The sequence below is a fragment of the Streptomyces sp. NPDC087787 genome, from assembly GCF_044743035.1.
Classification (GTDB): domain Bacteria; phylum Actinomycetota; class Actinomycetes; order Streptomycetales; family Streptomycetaceae; genus Streptomyces.
Map to the genome: position 1 here is coordinate 1 of NZ_JBIUVQ010000013.1, position 14,028 is coordinate 14,028.

Consider the following 14,028-nt stretch of genomic DNA (forward strand, 5'->3'; position numbering starts at 1 on the left):
AAACGCCCGGTTACATTCCGAACCCGGAAGCTAAGCCTCACAGCGCCGATGGTACTGCAGGGGGGACCCTGTGGGAGAGTAGGACGCCGCCGAACTCCTTTTAGAGCTCCGGCTCCTGGGCAAACAGCCCGGGAGCCGGAGCTTTTTTGCGTTGGGGTAAAGTCAGGAGGCATCGTCGGTATCTTTCCCACAGGAGGCCCCCGGGTGGAGGTCCAGGAGACCCGTGTCCAGACGGACCGAGTCCTCACCATCCCGAACATCCTCAGCATGGCACGGCTCGTCGGCGTACCCCTCTTCCTGTGGCTGATCCTGCGGCCGGAGTTCGGTGGCCCCAAGAGTGACGGCTGGGCCTTGCTGGTGCTTGCGTTGAGCGGCGTCAGCGACTACCTCGACGGCAAGCTCGCCCGACGGTGGAACCAGGTCAGCAGCCTCGGCCGGCTGCTCGATCCCGCAGCCGACCGGCTCTACGTCCTCTCCACGCTCCTCGGTCTCACCTGGCGCGAGATTCTGCCGCTGTGGCTGACGGCTCTGCTCGTGGCACGCGAATTGATGCTCCTGGTGGCCGTGGGTGTCCTCAGGAGGCACGGCTACCCGCCGCCGCAGGTGAACTTCCTGGGTAAGGCGGCGACGTTCAACCTGATGTATGCGTTCCCCTTGTTGCTGCTCAGTGACGGCAGCGGATGGATCGCGTCACTCGCGGCCATTTTCGGATGGGCGTTCGCCGGATGGGGTACAACGCTCTATTGGTGGGCAGGAGTCCTCTACGTGGTACAAGTCCGCCGACTGGTCCGTGCGGACGCCATGGCCGACTGAGTTCCCTCATCGAGGCAGCCGCGGGGGCTCCGATGGCCCGCCTGAGAAAAGTGCGGGACAATCAGAACGGGTGCAGTCGGCTAGATCGTCGTCTCTTTGGAGGAGGACGCTTCCGACATGAAGGCCGTCGTGATGGCCGGAGGCGAAGGCACGCGCCTTCGTCCGATGACCTCGAGCATGCCCAAGCCGCTCCTGCCGGTGGTCAACCGGCCGATCATGGAGCATGTGCTGAGGCTGCTCAAAAGGCATGGGCTGAATGAGACCGTCGTCACAGTCCAGTTCCTGGCCTCGTTGGTCAAGAACTACTTTGGAGATGGTGAAGAGCTCGGAATGGAGCTCACCTATGCCAATGAGGAGAAGCCACTCGGAACCGCCGGCAGCGTCAAGAACGCCGAGGAGGCGTTGAAAGACGACGCCTTCCTCGTCATCTCCGGCGATGCCCTGACCGACTTCGACCTCACTCGGCTGATCGATTTCCACAAGGAAAAGGGCGCGATGGTGACCGTGTGTCTCACGCGCGTGCCCAATCCGCTGGAATTCGGTATCACCATCGTCGACGAAGAGGGCAAGGTCGAGCGCTTTCTGGAGAAGCCGACCTGGGGCCAGGTCTTCTCCGACACCGTGAACACGGGCATCTACGTGATGGAGCCCGAGGTGTTCAACTACGTCGACCCCGATGTTCCGGTCGACTGGTCCGGCGACGTCTTCCCACAGCTGATGAAGGAAGGCAAGCCGATCTACGGCTATATCGCCGAGGGCTACTGGGAGGACGTCGGCACCCACGAGAGCTATGTGAAGGCGCAGGCGGACGTCCTGGAGGGCAAGGTCGACGTCGCGATCGACGGCTTCGAGATCTCCCCGGGAGTCTGGGTCGCCGAGGGCGCCGAGGTCCACCCGGACGCCGAGCTGCGCGGGCCGCTCTACATCGGCGACTACGCCAAGGTGGAGGCCGGCGCCGAGATCCGCGAGCACACCGTCGTCGGCTCCAACGTCGTCGTGAAGAGCGGCGCCTTCCTGCACAAGGCCGTCGTGCACGACAACGTGTACATCGGCCAGCACAGCAACCTGCGCGGCTGTGTCGTCGGCAAGAACACCGACATCATGCGCGCGGCGCGGATCGAGGACGGCGCGGTCATCGGAGACGAGTGCCTGATCGGTGAAGAATCGATCGTGCAGGGCAATGTCCGGGTGTACCCGTTCAAGACCATCGAGGCCGGCGCCTTCGTCAACACCTCGGTCATCTGGGAGTCGCGGGGCCAGGCGCACCTGTTCGGGGCGCGCGGAGTGTCCGGGATCCTGAACGTGGAGATCACCCCGGAGCTCGCCGTGCGGCTCGCCGGCGCCTACGCGACCACGCTCAAGAAGGGCTCCACGGTCACCACGGCCCGCGACCACTCCCGAGGTGCCCGCGCGCTCAAGCGGGCGGTGATCTCGGCCCTCCAGGCCAGCGCCATCGACGTACGGGACCTGGAGAACGTGCCGCTGCCGGTTGCCCGGCAGCAGACCGCGCGGGGCAGCGCCGGCGGCATCATGATCCGGACCACGCCCGGGGTGCCCGATTCGGTCGACATCATGTTCTTCGACGGACAGGGCGCCGACCTGTCGCAGGGCAGCCAGCGCAAGCTGGACCGGGTCTTCGCGCGCCAGGAGTACCGGCGTGCGTTCCCGGGCGAGATCGGTGACCTGTACTTCCCGTCCAGCGTCTTCGACTCGTACACCGGTTCGCTGCTGCGCAACGTCGACACCACCGGGATCGCCGAGTCGGGCCTCAAGGTCGTCGTGGACGCCTCGAACGGCAGCGCCGGGCTTGTGCTGCCCAGCCTGCTCGGCAAGCTCGGTGTGGACTCGCTCACGATCAACCCGGGGCTGAACGAGGCTCGTCCGACGGAGACCGCCGACATGCGGCGCGCGGGTCTGGTCCGGCTCGGGGAGATAGTGGCCTCCTCCGGCGCCGCGTTCGGTGTGCGGTTCGACCCGGTGGGCGAGCGGCTGTCGCTCGTCGACGAGCGGGGCCGCATCATCGAGGACGACCGGGCGTTGCTGGTGATGCTCGACCTCATCGCCGCCGAGCGGCGCAGCGGCCGGGTGGCGCTGCCCGTCACGACCACGCGGATCGCCGAGCAGGTGGCCGCCTACCACGGTACGCAGGTGGAGTGGACGACGACCTCTCCCGACGACCTCACCCGGGTCGGCGGCGAGGAGGGGACGATCTTCGGCGGCGACGGCAAGGGTGGATTCATCGTCCCGGAGTTCAGCAGTGTCTACGACGGGACGGCGGCGTTCGTACGGCTCATCGGGCTGGTCGCGCGCACCCAGCTCACCCTGAGCCAGATCGACGCCCGGATCCCGCGCGCCCACGTCCTCAAGCGCGATCTGGCGACGCCGTGGGCCGTGAAGGGCCTGGTGATGCGCCGGGTCGTCGAGGCGGCCGGAGACCGCTTCGTGGACACCACGGACGGGGTGCGGGTCGTGGAGACCGACGGCCGCTGGGTGATGGTCCTGCCCGACCCGGCCGAGGCCGTCACCCATCTGTGGGCCGAGGGGCCCGACGACGCCTCCGCCCAGGCGCTGCTGGACGAGTGGGCGGCGGTCGTGGACAGCGCCGGCCGGTAGAACAGCAGGTGGACCGGCCGCTGGAGCAGGGCCGCGGCCGGTAAAACGGACAGCACGCGCGCGTGCCGGACAAGTGACCTCCAAGGGCGCCTGTCCGGCACGCCGGTGGGTCCATTCGGAGGTCACGGCCACGTCGTGCGACGATGTGCGGCATGCCGCAGCATCCCCCCATTCGGAGCAACCCCGTGCGGCCCTCCCGACCGGACGCCTCCATGTCGTTGATCACCAACGTCATGGACCACAGCCTCGACGACGGTTACGCCGAGGCCGCCGCCCGGAAGAAGGCCGCGGGCGAGAGCGGCATGCCGAAAACCGTGCGGGCGAAGTTCGGCCTGGCGGGCGGGCTGGTGCTGGCCGCGCTCGTGGTGACCCTGGGAGCGGCCCAGGCGCGTGTGGCGGCCCCGGTCGTCGCCAAGGAGCGCCAGGAGCTGATCGACCGCATCGACAGGGAGACCGCGGCGGCCGACGCGCTCGAGGTGACCGTCGACAAGTTGCGCGACGACGTGGGCGCCCGGCAGCGCCAGGCGCTCCGCGACACCGGCGGCAACCCGCAGGCCGACCTGGTGAGCATGCTGGCGGGCGCCGGCGAGGTGCACGGCCCCGGTGTGCGGCTCGTGGTGGACGACGCCAAGGAGGCCGGCACGAGCGGCGGCGGTGGTCCGCGGGGGACGTCAGGGTTCTCCGACACGGGCCGGGTGCGTGACCGGGACATGCAGCGGGTGGTGAACGGGCTGTGGCAGTCGGGTGCCGAGGCCGTCTCCATCAACGGGCAGCGGCTGACGGCCCTGTCGGCGATCAGGGCCGCGGGTGCCGCGATACTGGTCGACAACAAGCCATTGGTGCCGCCGTACACGGTGCTCGCCGTGGGGGACGGGAAACGGCTGAGCGACCGGTTCCAGGACAGCCCCGACGGGCTGTACCTCCAGGCCCTGAAGGACAACTACGGCATCCGGGGCGGCATCTCCGTGGAGAGCGACCTCCGGCTGGCGGCCGCACCGAGTGTGATCGTACGTACAGCACAGCCGAGCACTGAGAAGGGCACATCGTGATCGCCGTACTGGGCCTCGTCGTGGGAGTGGTGGCCGGCCTGTTGGTCCGGCCGGAGGTTCCGGCGGTCGTCGAGCCTTATCTGCCGATCGCCGTCGTCGCGGCGCTGGACGCCGTCTTCGGCGGTCTGCGGGCCATGCTGGACGGCATCTTCGACGACAAGGTCTTCGTCGTGTCGTTCCTGTCCAATGTGGTCGTGGCGGCGCTGATCGTCTTCCTGGGCGACAAGCTGGGCGTGGGTGCCCAGCTGTCCACGGGTGTGGTGGTCGTCCTCGGTATCCGCATCTTCTCCAACGCCGCGGCGATCCGACGGCACGTGTTCCGGGCGTGAGAGTGATGAGCAACCAGGACGAACAGCCCGGGAACGGGCAGCACGACACCCTGCCCGAGCAGCAGCGGCTGCGCCAGGAGCTGCCCGAGGAAGTGCCGGCGCGGACGGCCGCCGGTGAGGACCCGGGCGCCGAGGAGAGTTCCGAGCCCGCGCTGACCGGTCGCCAGCGGCTGGCCCAGGGGCTGTGGCCGCCGCGCTTCACCCGGGCCCAACTCGTCGTCGCCCTGCTGCTGTTCGGCCTCGGCTTCGGACTCGCGGTCCAGGTCGCGTCCAACAGCAGCGGCGACAACGCGCTCCGCGGCGCCCGGCAGGAGGATCTCGTCCGCATCCTCGATGAACTGGACGACCGGACTCAGCGTCTTGAGGATGAGAAGCAGGGTCTGGAGAAGCAGCGCCAGGAGCTGGAGAACAGCTCGGACCAGGCCGAGGAGGCCCGCAGGCAGACGGCCGAGAAGGAGAAGCAACTCGGCATCCTCGCGGGCACGGTGGCCGCGCAGGGACCCGGCATCACGATCACGATCGAGGACACGAAGGGAACGGTCAGGCCGCACATGCTGCTCGACGCTATACAGGAGCTGCGCGCGGCCGGTGCGGAGGCGATCGAGGTGAACGGTGTACGGGTGGTCGCGAACACCTATCTGACCGATTCCGGCAAGGGTGTGGACGTCGACGGGAACAAGATCAACACTCCGTATCGTTTCAAGGTCATCGGCAAGCCGCAGGACCTCGAACCGGCGCTCAACATTCCTGGAGGCGTGGTGCAGACCCTGGAGAAGGAGCAGGCCACGGTGACCATCGACCGTTCGGACAAGATCGTCGTGGACGCCTTGCGGGCGGTGAAGGCGCCTGACTACGCTCGGTCGTCCTCGCGGTGAACCGGCGGTGCATGGCGGTCGTCCGGCAGGGGCATGAGGTTGCGGGGGGTCGGCGCACCGATTGGGTGGTGCGTGGTGGAAACTGTCTGGTGGATACGGACGTTGTGAGGATGTCCGGGTCGACCGGTGTATGCAGTCAGGGTTCGTCCTGCCCCACGGGCGGGTCTGTTTCGGTCAAGGGGAATCGCCCGTGAAGTTGTTTGCGAAGTTGTTCGGCAAGAGTGCGCGAGAGGGCGGCGAGAGCGCGACGGCCCGTCATCGCGCACAGCCCGACGCCGAGGGCCAGCGTCCGCTGTTCAGGGACCAGGTGGCCGGTCAGGGCGCGCCGTCGGTTGACCCTGCCCAGTCGGGCGGCATAGGTTTCGGGGAACCGTCAACCTCAGGTACGGCTGGAGGGTTTGCGGCCGGCCCGTACGCGTCCGATGCCCCTGCGGGGCAGCCGCGGCAGGAGGATCCGTCCATGTCCGTCCTGGTGTGCTCGAGGTGCGGTAACCGCAACGCGGAGAACAGCCGCTTCTGTTCGAACTGCGGCGCGCCGCTGCGGCCCGGCGCGACGCCGGAGCGCTCGTCGGAGACGACCTCGACGATCTCCATCTCCGGTCTTGAGGCCTACGACGCCGAGGCCACCGGCCAGACGCCGATGCTGTCTCCGGAGGCACAGGCGGCCGTCGACGCGCTCCCGCTGGGCTCGGCCCTGCTGGTGGTGCGCCGAGGACCGAACTCCGGCAGCCGCTTCCTCCTGGACGGCGAGCTGACCACGGCCGGGCGTCACCCGCAGAGTGACATCTTCCTGGACGACGTGACGGTCTCGCGTCGCCACGTCGAGTTCCGCCGCAGCCCGGACGGTTCGTTCACGGTGGCCGACGTCGGCAGTCTGAACGGCACGTACGTCAACCGGGAGCCGATCGACCAGGTCGCTCTGTCCAACGGCGACGAGGTGCAGATCGGCAAGTACCGGCTGGTCTTCTACTCGAGCCGGCAGGGCGTCTGACCTGTCAGGGAAGGTCCATGCGTCAATCACCGAGCGGCGGTGCCGGGAACGGCACCGCCGCCACGGACAGTGGGCTGAAGAGCATCGGCGCGGTGCTGAACGCGCTGCGCGGCGAGTTTCCCGAGGTCACCGTCTCCAAGATCCGCTTCCTGGAGTCGGAGGGCCTCGTCGAGCCGCGCCGCACCCCCTCGGGGTACCGCAAGTTCAGCACCGGCGACGTCGAGCGGCTGGCCCTGGTCCTGCGGATGCAGCGTGACCACTACCTGCCGTTGAAGGTGATCCGCGAGTACCTGGACGCGATGGAGCGCGGCGAGGCGGTCCATCTGCCGGCGGTCGGCCGGCAGCGGGAGGGCGGATCCGTGCCGCCGCCGGCCGAGGCGCCGGCTGGAGTCCGGATCGGGCGGGCCGAGCTGCTCGCCGCCGTGGGCATCGAGGAGGGGGAGCTCCAGGAGTGGGAGTCGTACGGGCTGCTCACTCCGCCCGCGGACGGTGCCTACGGCGCCGAGGCGGTGACCGTGGCCTCGCTCGTGTCCGAGCTGGGGCGTTTCGGGATCGAGCCCCGGCATCTGCGGGTGATGAAGGCGGCCGCCGACCGGGAGGCCGGGCTCGTCGACCAGGTGGTGGCGCCGCTCAAGCGGCACCGCAACCCGCAGACCAGGGCGCACGCGGAGGCCCGCGCCAAGGAGCTCGCCGAGCTCACGGTGCGGCTGCACGCGGTACTCGTCCAGACGGCGCTCGGGTTGCGGCTCCCGTGAGCGGGCCGGAGAGGGCCGGATCCTCCTCCCATGCCCGGCCCGACTACCCAAACGTCCCGGGCACCGCCTAGGGTTGCTGTGTGAACGAGCTCGATGTCGTAGGTGTCCGGGTCGAGATGCCCTCCAACCAACCGATCGTGCTCCTGCGTGAAGTGGGAGGCGACCGCTACCTCCCCATCTGGATCGGGCCGGGGGAGGCGACGGCGATCGCCTTCGCCCAGCAGGGCATGGCTCCCGCGCGACCGCTGACCCACGACCTGTTCAAGGACGTGCTGGAGGCGGTCGGCCAGGAACTCACGGAAGTGCGCATCACGGACCTGCGTGAAGGCGTCTTCTACGCCGAGCTGGTGTTCGCCAGCGGTGTCGAGGTGAGCGCCCGGCCGTCCGACGCCATAGCGCTGGCCCTGCGCACCGGGACGCCGATCTTCGGCAGTGACACGGTGCTGGACGACGCGGGGATCGCGATCCCGGACGAGCAGGAGGACGAGGTGGAGAAGTTCCGCGAGTTCCTCGACCAGATCTCGCCGGAGGACTTCGGAACCAGCAGCCAGTGAAGCGTCCGAATGAGCCACGGGAGACCGCCCCGCGCCCTCCCTCCGGAGCATTCGGATAGCCTTTCCCGGCGACGGGGTACGCGAAACCACTCTTAGGGTGATTATCACTCGGCGTGCCGAGTGTGGCGATCGTTGACGCACCCCTGGTGACTGCCTACCGTCGAGGAGGCAGGTCAAGGACGGAGGTCGGCGTGAGAAGCAGCGGCGACGGTACGGCTGGGGGTGCCCCCGGACGCAACGCCGGGGGAAGCGGTCCGTACCCTCCCCCGGGCTCTCGGATCCGACCGAGCGGGGGGTATCCCCCTCTCGATGGCGTGGCCGGTCGTGCTCCGCAGCGACCGACGGCGGTGCCGAGCAGCGGAGGGGCGGCGGTCATGGCGACCGAGCAGATCGGCTACCGCGGTCCGACGGCCTGCGCGGCCGCCGGTATCACGTACCGGCAACTGGACTACTGGGCGCGCACCGGGCTGGTCGAGCCCAGCGTGCGGCCCGCTCACGGATCAGGCACCCAGCGCCTCTACAGCTTCCGCGACGTCGTCGTCCTGAAGATCGTCAAGCGGTTCCTCGACACGGGAGTGTCGCTGCAGAACATCCGTACCGCCGTCCAGCACCTGCGCGAGTGCGGGTTCCGTGACCTGGAGCGGATGACGCTGATGAGCGACGGTGCCACGGTCTACGAGTGCACGTCGCCCGACGAGGTGCACGCCCTGCTCCAGGGCGGCCAGGGAATCTTCGGCATCGCCATCGGCGTGGTGTGGCGCGATGTGGAGAGCGCGCTGTCGCAGCTGCACGGTGAGCGGATCGACACCGGGGAGACGCTCGTGGGGCCGAACCCGCGCGACGAGCTGGCACGGCGGCGCAATCGGGCCGTCTGAGCCGTCCCTCGGGCCGACGCGGGCGATCTGGCCACTGAACCGCCGCTGACCCGGCCCGACCCACCGGGGCGTTGTCAGTGGCGTGGTGCAGCATCGTAGATGTGAGAACCGCACCCACGATCCTCCATCTCGACATGGACGCCTTCTTCGCCTCCGCGGAGCAGGCGTCCAAGCCGAGCCTGCGCGGGAAGGCCGTGGTCGTGGGCGGGCTGGGACCGCGCGGGGTGGTGGCCACCGCGTCGTACGAGGCGCGGGTCCTCGGTGTCCACTCCGCGATGCCGATGGCCCAGGCGCGGCGGCTGGCACCGAACGCCGCGTACCTCGTGCCGCGCTTCGCGTTCTACCGCTCCATCAGCGAGCGGGTGATGGGCCTGCTGCGGACGCTGTCGCCGCTGGTGGAGCCGCTGAGCCTGGACGAGGCGTTCGTGGACCTGGAGGCCGGGGGAGCCGCCTGGGACGCGGAATCCGCCCGCCTGGCGGGGACGAGGCTGCGCGCAGACATCCGGGCGGTCACGGGGCTCACGGGATCCGTGGGGCTGGCCGCCTCCAAGATGCTCGCCAAGATCGGCTCCGAGCTGGCCAAGCCCGACGGGCTGGTGCTCATCGAGCCCGGCACCGAGCGGGCCCTGCTCGGTCCGCTGTCCGTGCGGACCCTGCCGGGCGTCGGCCCGGCCACCGGCGACCATCTGCGGCGCGCCGGGATCCACACCGTCGAGGAGATCGCCGAGGCTGGGGAGGACGAGCTCGTACGGCTGCTCGGCAAAGCGCACGGGCACGCGCTGTACGCGATGGCGCTGGCCCACGACGAGCGTCCCGTCGTCGCCGAGCGCGAGGCGAAGTCGGTGTCCGTCGAGGACACCTACGACGTGGACATCCACGACCGCGTCCGGGTCGCCCTGGAGGTGCAGCGGCTCGCCGACCGCTGCGTGGGGCGGCTGCGCGGGGCCGGTCTGTCGGGGCGCACCATCGTGCTGAAGGTACGCCGCTACGACTTCTCCACCCTGACCCGCTCCGAGACCCTGCGCGGGCCCACCGACGACCCCGCGGTGATACGGGAGGCGGCCGCCCGGCTGCTGGACTCCGTGGACACCACCGGCGGCGTGCGGCTGCTCGGCGTGGGTGTGTCCGGACTCGCCGACTACACCCAGGAGGACCTGTTCGCGCAGGCGGCGGGCGCGCAGGCGGCGGGCGCGCAGGCCGAGGGGGCGGCGGGTCGCGGCCCGGCCGAGGAGCGGCCCGAGGAACCCGTCGAGCAGCAGCCGGCGCCCACCGAGCGGCGGTTGCCGGCGGGCCACGACGTGCGGCACGCCGAGTACGGACACGGATGGGTGCAGGGCAGCGGTCTCGGCCGCGTCACCGTCCGCTTCGAGACCCCCGGCTCCGCGCCGGGCCGGGTCCGCACGTTCCCTCTGGACGACCCGGACCTGGAACCGGCCGAACCCCTGCCTCTGGTGCCCGCGGTTCCTCCGGCTCAGCTCTCGTCCGGGCCCGAGCCGGAGCCCGCCAGCTTGCCGAAGTGGTGGTCCGGGACGGCCGGGGGAGGGGCCACGTCGAGGCCGTAGTGGTGGTAGAGCTGCAGTTCCTGCTCGGGGGACAGATGGCGGCCCACGCCGAAGTCGGGTGCCTCCTTGATCAGTGTGCGGTCGAAGGGGACGCGCAGGGTGCCCTCGACCAGTTCGCTGGGTTCCAGGGGGACGAAGGCGTCCCGGGAGAACAGGCCGGTGCGTATCGCCGCCCACTCCGGTACTCCGGTGGCGTCATCGAGGTAGACCTCGTCCACCGTGCCGATCTTGTGGCCGTTGCGGTCGAGCGCCTTGCGGCCGATCAGGTTGCGCGGATCGATCTCCGTCTGCACTGTCCCTCCACGTGGTCGCAACTCATCCGTAAGCACTACAAAAGAGCACATTCGGCGGGGCGGCCACTCGAAGGCCCGTGCGGCTGCCCCGCTGGTACGCTGGGCAACGGCTGCTGACCCCGTGCGGGAGAGCCCTCCGGCACCACCGGGGGCGCCGAAGGAGCAAATCCTCCCCGGAATCTCTCAGGCCCACGTACCGCACGGACGAGGTCACTCTGGAAAGCAGAGCGGATTTCGACGTCTTCCGCTCTCACCGACGGTGAAAACCGGGGCCCTCGGGCGGCCCGGTGAAACTCTCAGGTTGAGATGACAGAGGGGGAGGCCGTCGGGGCACCCGTGCCGTGGTGTCCCTCGAAGGTCGTGTCAGACCAGGAGGCCTCCGCAATGACCGCCCAGCGCATTCCGCTCTCCGAGCTCGAACAGGGCATCCCCTTCGAACAGCGCCACATCGGGCCCGACCCGGAGGCGCGGGCCAAGATGCTCGCGCAGGTCGGCTACGGCTCGCTCGACGAGCTCACCGCCGCCGCGGTGCCCGATGTGATCAAGAACGCCGACGCGCTCGACCTGCCCGGCGCGCGCACCGAGGCCGAGGTGCTGGCCGAGCTGCGCTCCCTCGCCGACCGCAACCAGGTCCTCGGCTCGATGATCGGACTCGGCTACTACGGGACCTTCACCCCGCCGGTCATCCTGCGCAACGTCATGGAGAACCCGGCCTGGTACACGGCCTACACGCCCTACCAGCCGGAGATCTCCCAGGGCCGCCTCGAGGCGCTGCTGAACTTCCAGACCGTGGTCGCCGACCTGACCGGTCTGCCGACCTCCGGCGCGTCCCTGCTCGACGAGGGCACCGCCGCCGCCGAGGCCATGTCGCTCTCCCGGCGCATGGGCAGGAACAAGAAGGGCCTGTTCCTCGTCGACGCGGACGCGCTGCCGCAGACCATCGCGGTCATCCGGACCCGCGCCGAGCCGACCGGTGTCGAGGTCGTCGTCGCCGACCTGGGCGCGGGCATCCCCGCCGAGATCGCCGAGCGCGAGATCAACGGCGTGCTCCTGCAGTACCCGGGCGCCTCCGGCGCCGTGCGCGACCTGAAGCCCGTCATCGACCAGGCGCACGAGCTGGGCGCTCTGGTCACCGTCGCCGCCGACCTGCTCGCGCTCACCCTGCTGAAGTCGCCCGGCGAGCTCGGCGCGGACATCGCCGTCGGCACCACTCAGCGCTTCGGTGTGCCGATGGGCTTCGGCGGCCCGCACGCCGGCTACATGGCGGTGCGCGAGAAGTTCGCGCGCAGCCTGCCCGGCCGCCTGGTCGGCGTCTCCGTCGACGCGGACGGCAACAAGGCCTACCGCCTCGCCCTGCAGACCCGCGAGCAGCACATCCGCCGCGAGAAGGCCACCAGCAACATCTGCACCGCCCAGGTGCTGCTCGCCGTCATGGCCGGCATGTACGCGGTCTACCACGGCCCCGAGGGCCTGCGGGACATCGCGCTGCGCACCCACCGCTACGCCACGGTCCTCGCCGAGGGCCTCAGGGCCGGCGGCTTCGAGGTCGTGCACGGCGCGTACTTCGACACGCTGACCGTCAAGGCCGAGGGGCGTGCCGCCGAGGTCGTCGCCGCGGCCCGCGAGGGCGGCGTGAACCTGCGCCTCGTCGACGCCGACCACGTCTCGGTCGCCTGCGACGAGACCACCGTCCGGGACCGGCTGCGCACCGTGTGGGCCGCCTTCGGAGTCGGAGGCGACATCGAGGCGCTGGACGCGGCCGCCGGGGACGCGCTGCCCGAGGCGCTGCTGCGCACCGACGGCTACCTCACCCACCCCGTCTTCCACCAGTACCGGTCCGAGACCGCGATGCTGCGCTACCTGCGCCGGCTGGCCGACCGCGACTACGCGCTCGACCGCGGCATGATCCCGCTGGGCTCGTGCACCATGAAGCTCAACGCGACGACCGAGATGGAGCCGGTCACCTGGCCGGAGTTCGGGCAGATGCACCCGTTCGTGCCCGCCGAGCAGGCGGACGGCTACCTCACCCTCATCCGTGAGCTGGAGGAGCGTCTCGCCGAGGTCACCGGCTACGACAAGGTCTCCCTCCAGCCGAACGCCGGGTCCCAGGGCGAGCTGGCCGGTCTGCTCGCGGTGCGCGGTTACCACCGGGCCAACGGCGACGATCAGCGCACCATCTGCCTCATCCCGTCCTCCGCGCACGGCACCAACGCCGCCAGCGCCGTGATGGCCGGCATGAAGGTCGTCGTCGTCAAGACCGCCGAGGACGGCGAGATCGACGTCGACGACCTGCGGGCGAAGATCGAGCAGCACCGCGAGCAGCTGGCCGTGCTGATGATCACCTACCCGTCCACGCACGGCGTGTTCGAAGAGCACGTCGCCGACATCTGCGCGCAGGTCCACGAGGCCGGCGGCCAGGTGTACGTCGACGGCGCGAACCTCAACGCACTGGTGGGCCTCGCCAAGCCGGGCCACTTCGGCGGCGACGTCTCCCACCTGAACCTGCACAAGACGTTCTGCATCCCGCACGGCGGCGGCGGTCCCGGCGTTGGCCCGGTCGGTGTGCGCTCCCACCTGGCGCCGTACCTGCCCAACCACCCGCTGCAGCCCGGCGCCGGCCCGGAGACCGGGGTCGGCCCGATCTCGGCCGCGCCGTGGGGCTCGGCCGGCATCCTGCCGATCTCCTGGGCCTACGTCCGCCTGATGGGCGGCGAGGGCCTCAAGCGGGCCACGCAGGTCGCCGTGCTCAGCGCCAACTACGTCGCCAAGCGCCTCGAGCCGCACTACCCGGTGCTCTACACCGGCCCCGGCGGCCTGGTCGCCCACGAGTGCATCATCGACCTGCGCCCGCTGACCAAGGCGACCGGCGTGACCGTGGACGACGTGGCCAAGCGGCTGATCGACTACGGCTTCCACGCGCCGACGATGTCGTTCCCGGTGGCCGGCACGCTGATGATCGAGCCGACCGAGTCGGAGGACCTGGCCGAGCTGGACCGGTTCTGCGATGCGATGATCGCGATCCGCGCCGAGATCGAGAAGGTCGGTGCCGGACAGTGGGCCGAGGACGACAACCCGCTGCGCGGCGCCCCGCACACCGCCGCCGCGCTCGGCGGGGAGTGGGAGCACGGCTACACCCGTGAGGAGGCCGTCTTCCCGGCCGGGGTCTCGGTGGCCGACAAGTACTGGCCGCCGGTGCGCCGCATCGACCAGGCCTTCGGCGACCGCAACCTCGTCTGCTCCTGCCCGCCGCTGGACGCGTACGAGGACTGAGCGAGCGGCTCACAGGGCTCCCGTCCGACCCGGGCGGGAGCCCTCGCCG

General features: G+C 70.1%; 12 protein-coding genes, 1 rRNA gene and 1 riboswitch. Of the genes, 12 read left to right on the plus strand and 1 reads right to left on the minus strand.

From position 1 onward, the window contains the following. From rrf to ACIOWN_RS20990, 11 genes are all read left to right on the plus strand, one after another. Window positions 1-95, plus strand: a 5S ribosomal RNA gene (rrf, locus tag ACIOWN_RS20940); the annotation flags it as partial. Window positions 96-204: 109 nt separating this feature from the next. Beyond that, window positions 205-813 (plus strand): CDP-alcohol phosphatidyltransferase family protein, encoded by a 609-nt coding sequence (locus ACIOWN_RS20945; RefSeq protein WP_100567216.1) that lies wholly within the window; start codon window positions 205-207, stop codon window positions 811-813. Window positions 814-930: 117 nt separating this feature from the next. Next, the gene (locus tag ACIOWN_RS20950) at window positions 931-3,426 is read left to right on the plus strand and encodes a mannose-1-phosphate guanyltransferase (protein WP_362352451.1); all 2,496 of its coding nucleotides are present in this window, start codon (window positions 931-933) and stop codon (window positions 3,424-3,426) included. 152 nt (window positions 3,427-3,578) lie between these two features. Further along, a complete protein-coding gene (locus tag ACIOWN_RS20955; protein ID WP_362352453.1) occupies window positions 3,579-4,475 on the plus strand; it encodes a DUF881 domain-containing protein in 897 nt (298 codons plus the stop codon). Further along, the gene (locus tag ACIOWN_RS20960; RefSeq protein ID WP_003988855.1) at window positions 4,472-4,804 is read left to right on the plus strand and encodes a small basic family protein; all 333 of its coding nucleotides are present in this window, start codon (window positions 4,472-4,474) and stop codon (window positions 4,802-4,804) included. The genes ACIOWN_RS20955 and ACIOWN_RS20960 overlap by 4 nt, the downstream gene beginning before the upstream one ends. A gap of 5 nt (window positions 4,805-4,809) precedes the next feature. Beyond that, window positions 4,810-5,679, plus strand: a complete 870-nt coding sequence (locus ACIOWN_RS20965) for a DUF881 domain-containing protein (protein WP_401983086.1) — start codon at window positions 4,810-4,812, stop codon at window positions 5,677-5,679. A gap of 130 nt (window positions 5,680-5,809) precedes the next feature. Continuing rightward, window positions 5,810-6,670: an FHA domain-containing protein gene (locus tag ACIOWN_RS20970; protein WP_362352459.1), complete on the plus strand. Its 861-nt coding sequence runs from the start codon at window positions 5,810-5,812 to the stop codon at window positions 6,668-6,670. Window positions 6,671-6,687: 17 nt separating this feature from the next. Then, entirely contained in the window at window positions 6,688-7,425 is a 738-nt protein-coding gene (locus tag ACIOWN_RS20975) for a MerR family transcriptional regulator (RefSeq protein WP_362352462.1), read from the plus strand. A gap of 80 nt (window positions 7,426-7,505) precedes the next feature. Further along, window positions 7,506-7,979: a bifunctional nuclease family protein gene (locus tag ACIOWN_RS20980; RefSeq protein WP_037684412.1), complete on the plus strand. Its 474-nt coding sequence runs from the start codon at window positions 7,506-7,508 to the stop codon at window positions 7,977-7,979. 191 nt (window positions 7,980-8,170) lie between these two features. After that, window positions 8,171-8,854 carry a MerR family transcriptional regulator gene (locus ACIOWN_RS20985; RefSeq protein WP_326801598.1) on the plus strand — a complete coding sequence of 228 codons (684 nt, stop codon included), beginning with the start codon at window positions 8,171-8,173 and terminating at the stop codon, window positions 8,852-8,854. A gap of 101 nt (window positions 8,855-8,955) precedes the next feature. Continuing rightward, window positions 8,956-10,416: a DNA polymerase IV gene (locus ACIOWN_RS20990; protein WP_362352466.1), complete on the plus strand. Its 1,461-nt coding sequence runs from the start codon at window positions 8,956-8,958 to the stop codon at window positions 10,414-10,416. Here the strand turns inward: ACIOWN_RS20990 and ACIOWN_RS20995 are convergent. After that, on the minus strand, window positions 10,326-10,709 hold the full coding sequence (locus ACIOWN_RS20995; protein WP_362352468.1) for a PRC-barrel domain-containing protein: 384 nt from the start codon (window positions 10,707-10,709) through the stop codon (window positions 10,326-10,328). The two genes, ACIOWN_RS20990 and ACIOWN_RS20995, sit on opposite strands and share 91 nt — an antisense overlap. Before the next feature lie 114 nt (window positions 10,710-10,823). Then, a riboswitch (glycine riboswitch) is annotated at window positions 10,824-10,918 on the plus strand. Between the two features lie 175 nt (window positions 10,919-11,093). Between ACIOWN_RS20995 and gcvP the strand changes: the two genes are divergently transcribed. Then, window positions 11,094-13,979, plus strand: coding sequence for an aminomethyl-transferring glycine dehydrogenase (gene gcvP / locus ACIOWN_RS21000; RefSeq protein WP_362352471.1), 2,886 nt, complete (start codon window positions 11,094-11,096; stop codon window positions 13,977-13,979). Window positions 13,980-14,028: the final 49 nt, after the last annotated feature.

What these genes read in the sequence shown, in the direction of transcription:
- ACIOWN_RS20950 (WP_362352451.1), top strand. Translation starts at nt 931, where the DNA reads ATGAAGGCCGTCGTGATGGCCGGAGGCGAAGGCACGCGCCTTCGTCCG.
- ACIOWN_RS20955 (WP_362352453.1), top strand. Translation starts at nt 3,579, where the DNA reads ATGCCGCAGCATCCCCCCATTCGGAGCAACCCCGTGCGGCCCTCCCGA.
- ACIOWN_RS20965 (WP_401983086.1), top strand. Translation starts at nt 4,810, where the DNA reads ATGAGCAACCAGGACGAACAGCCCGGGAACGGGCAGCACGACACCCTG.
- ACIOWN_RS20970 (WP_362352459.1), top strand. Translation starts at nt 5,810, where the DNA reads ATGCAGTCAGGGTTCGTCCTGCCCCACGGGCGGGTCTGTTTCGGTCAA.
- ACIOWN_RS20975 (WP_362352462.1), top strand. Translation starts at nt 6,688, where the DNA reads ATGCGTCAATCACCGAGCGGCGGTGCCGGGAACGGCACCGCCGCCACG.
- gcvP (WP_362352471.1), top strand. Translation starts at nt 11,094, where the DNA reads ATGACCGCCCAGCGCATTCCGCTCTCCGAGCTCGAACAGGGCATCCCC.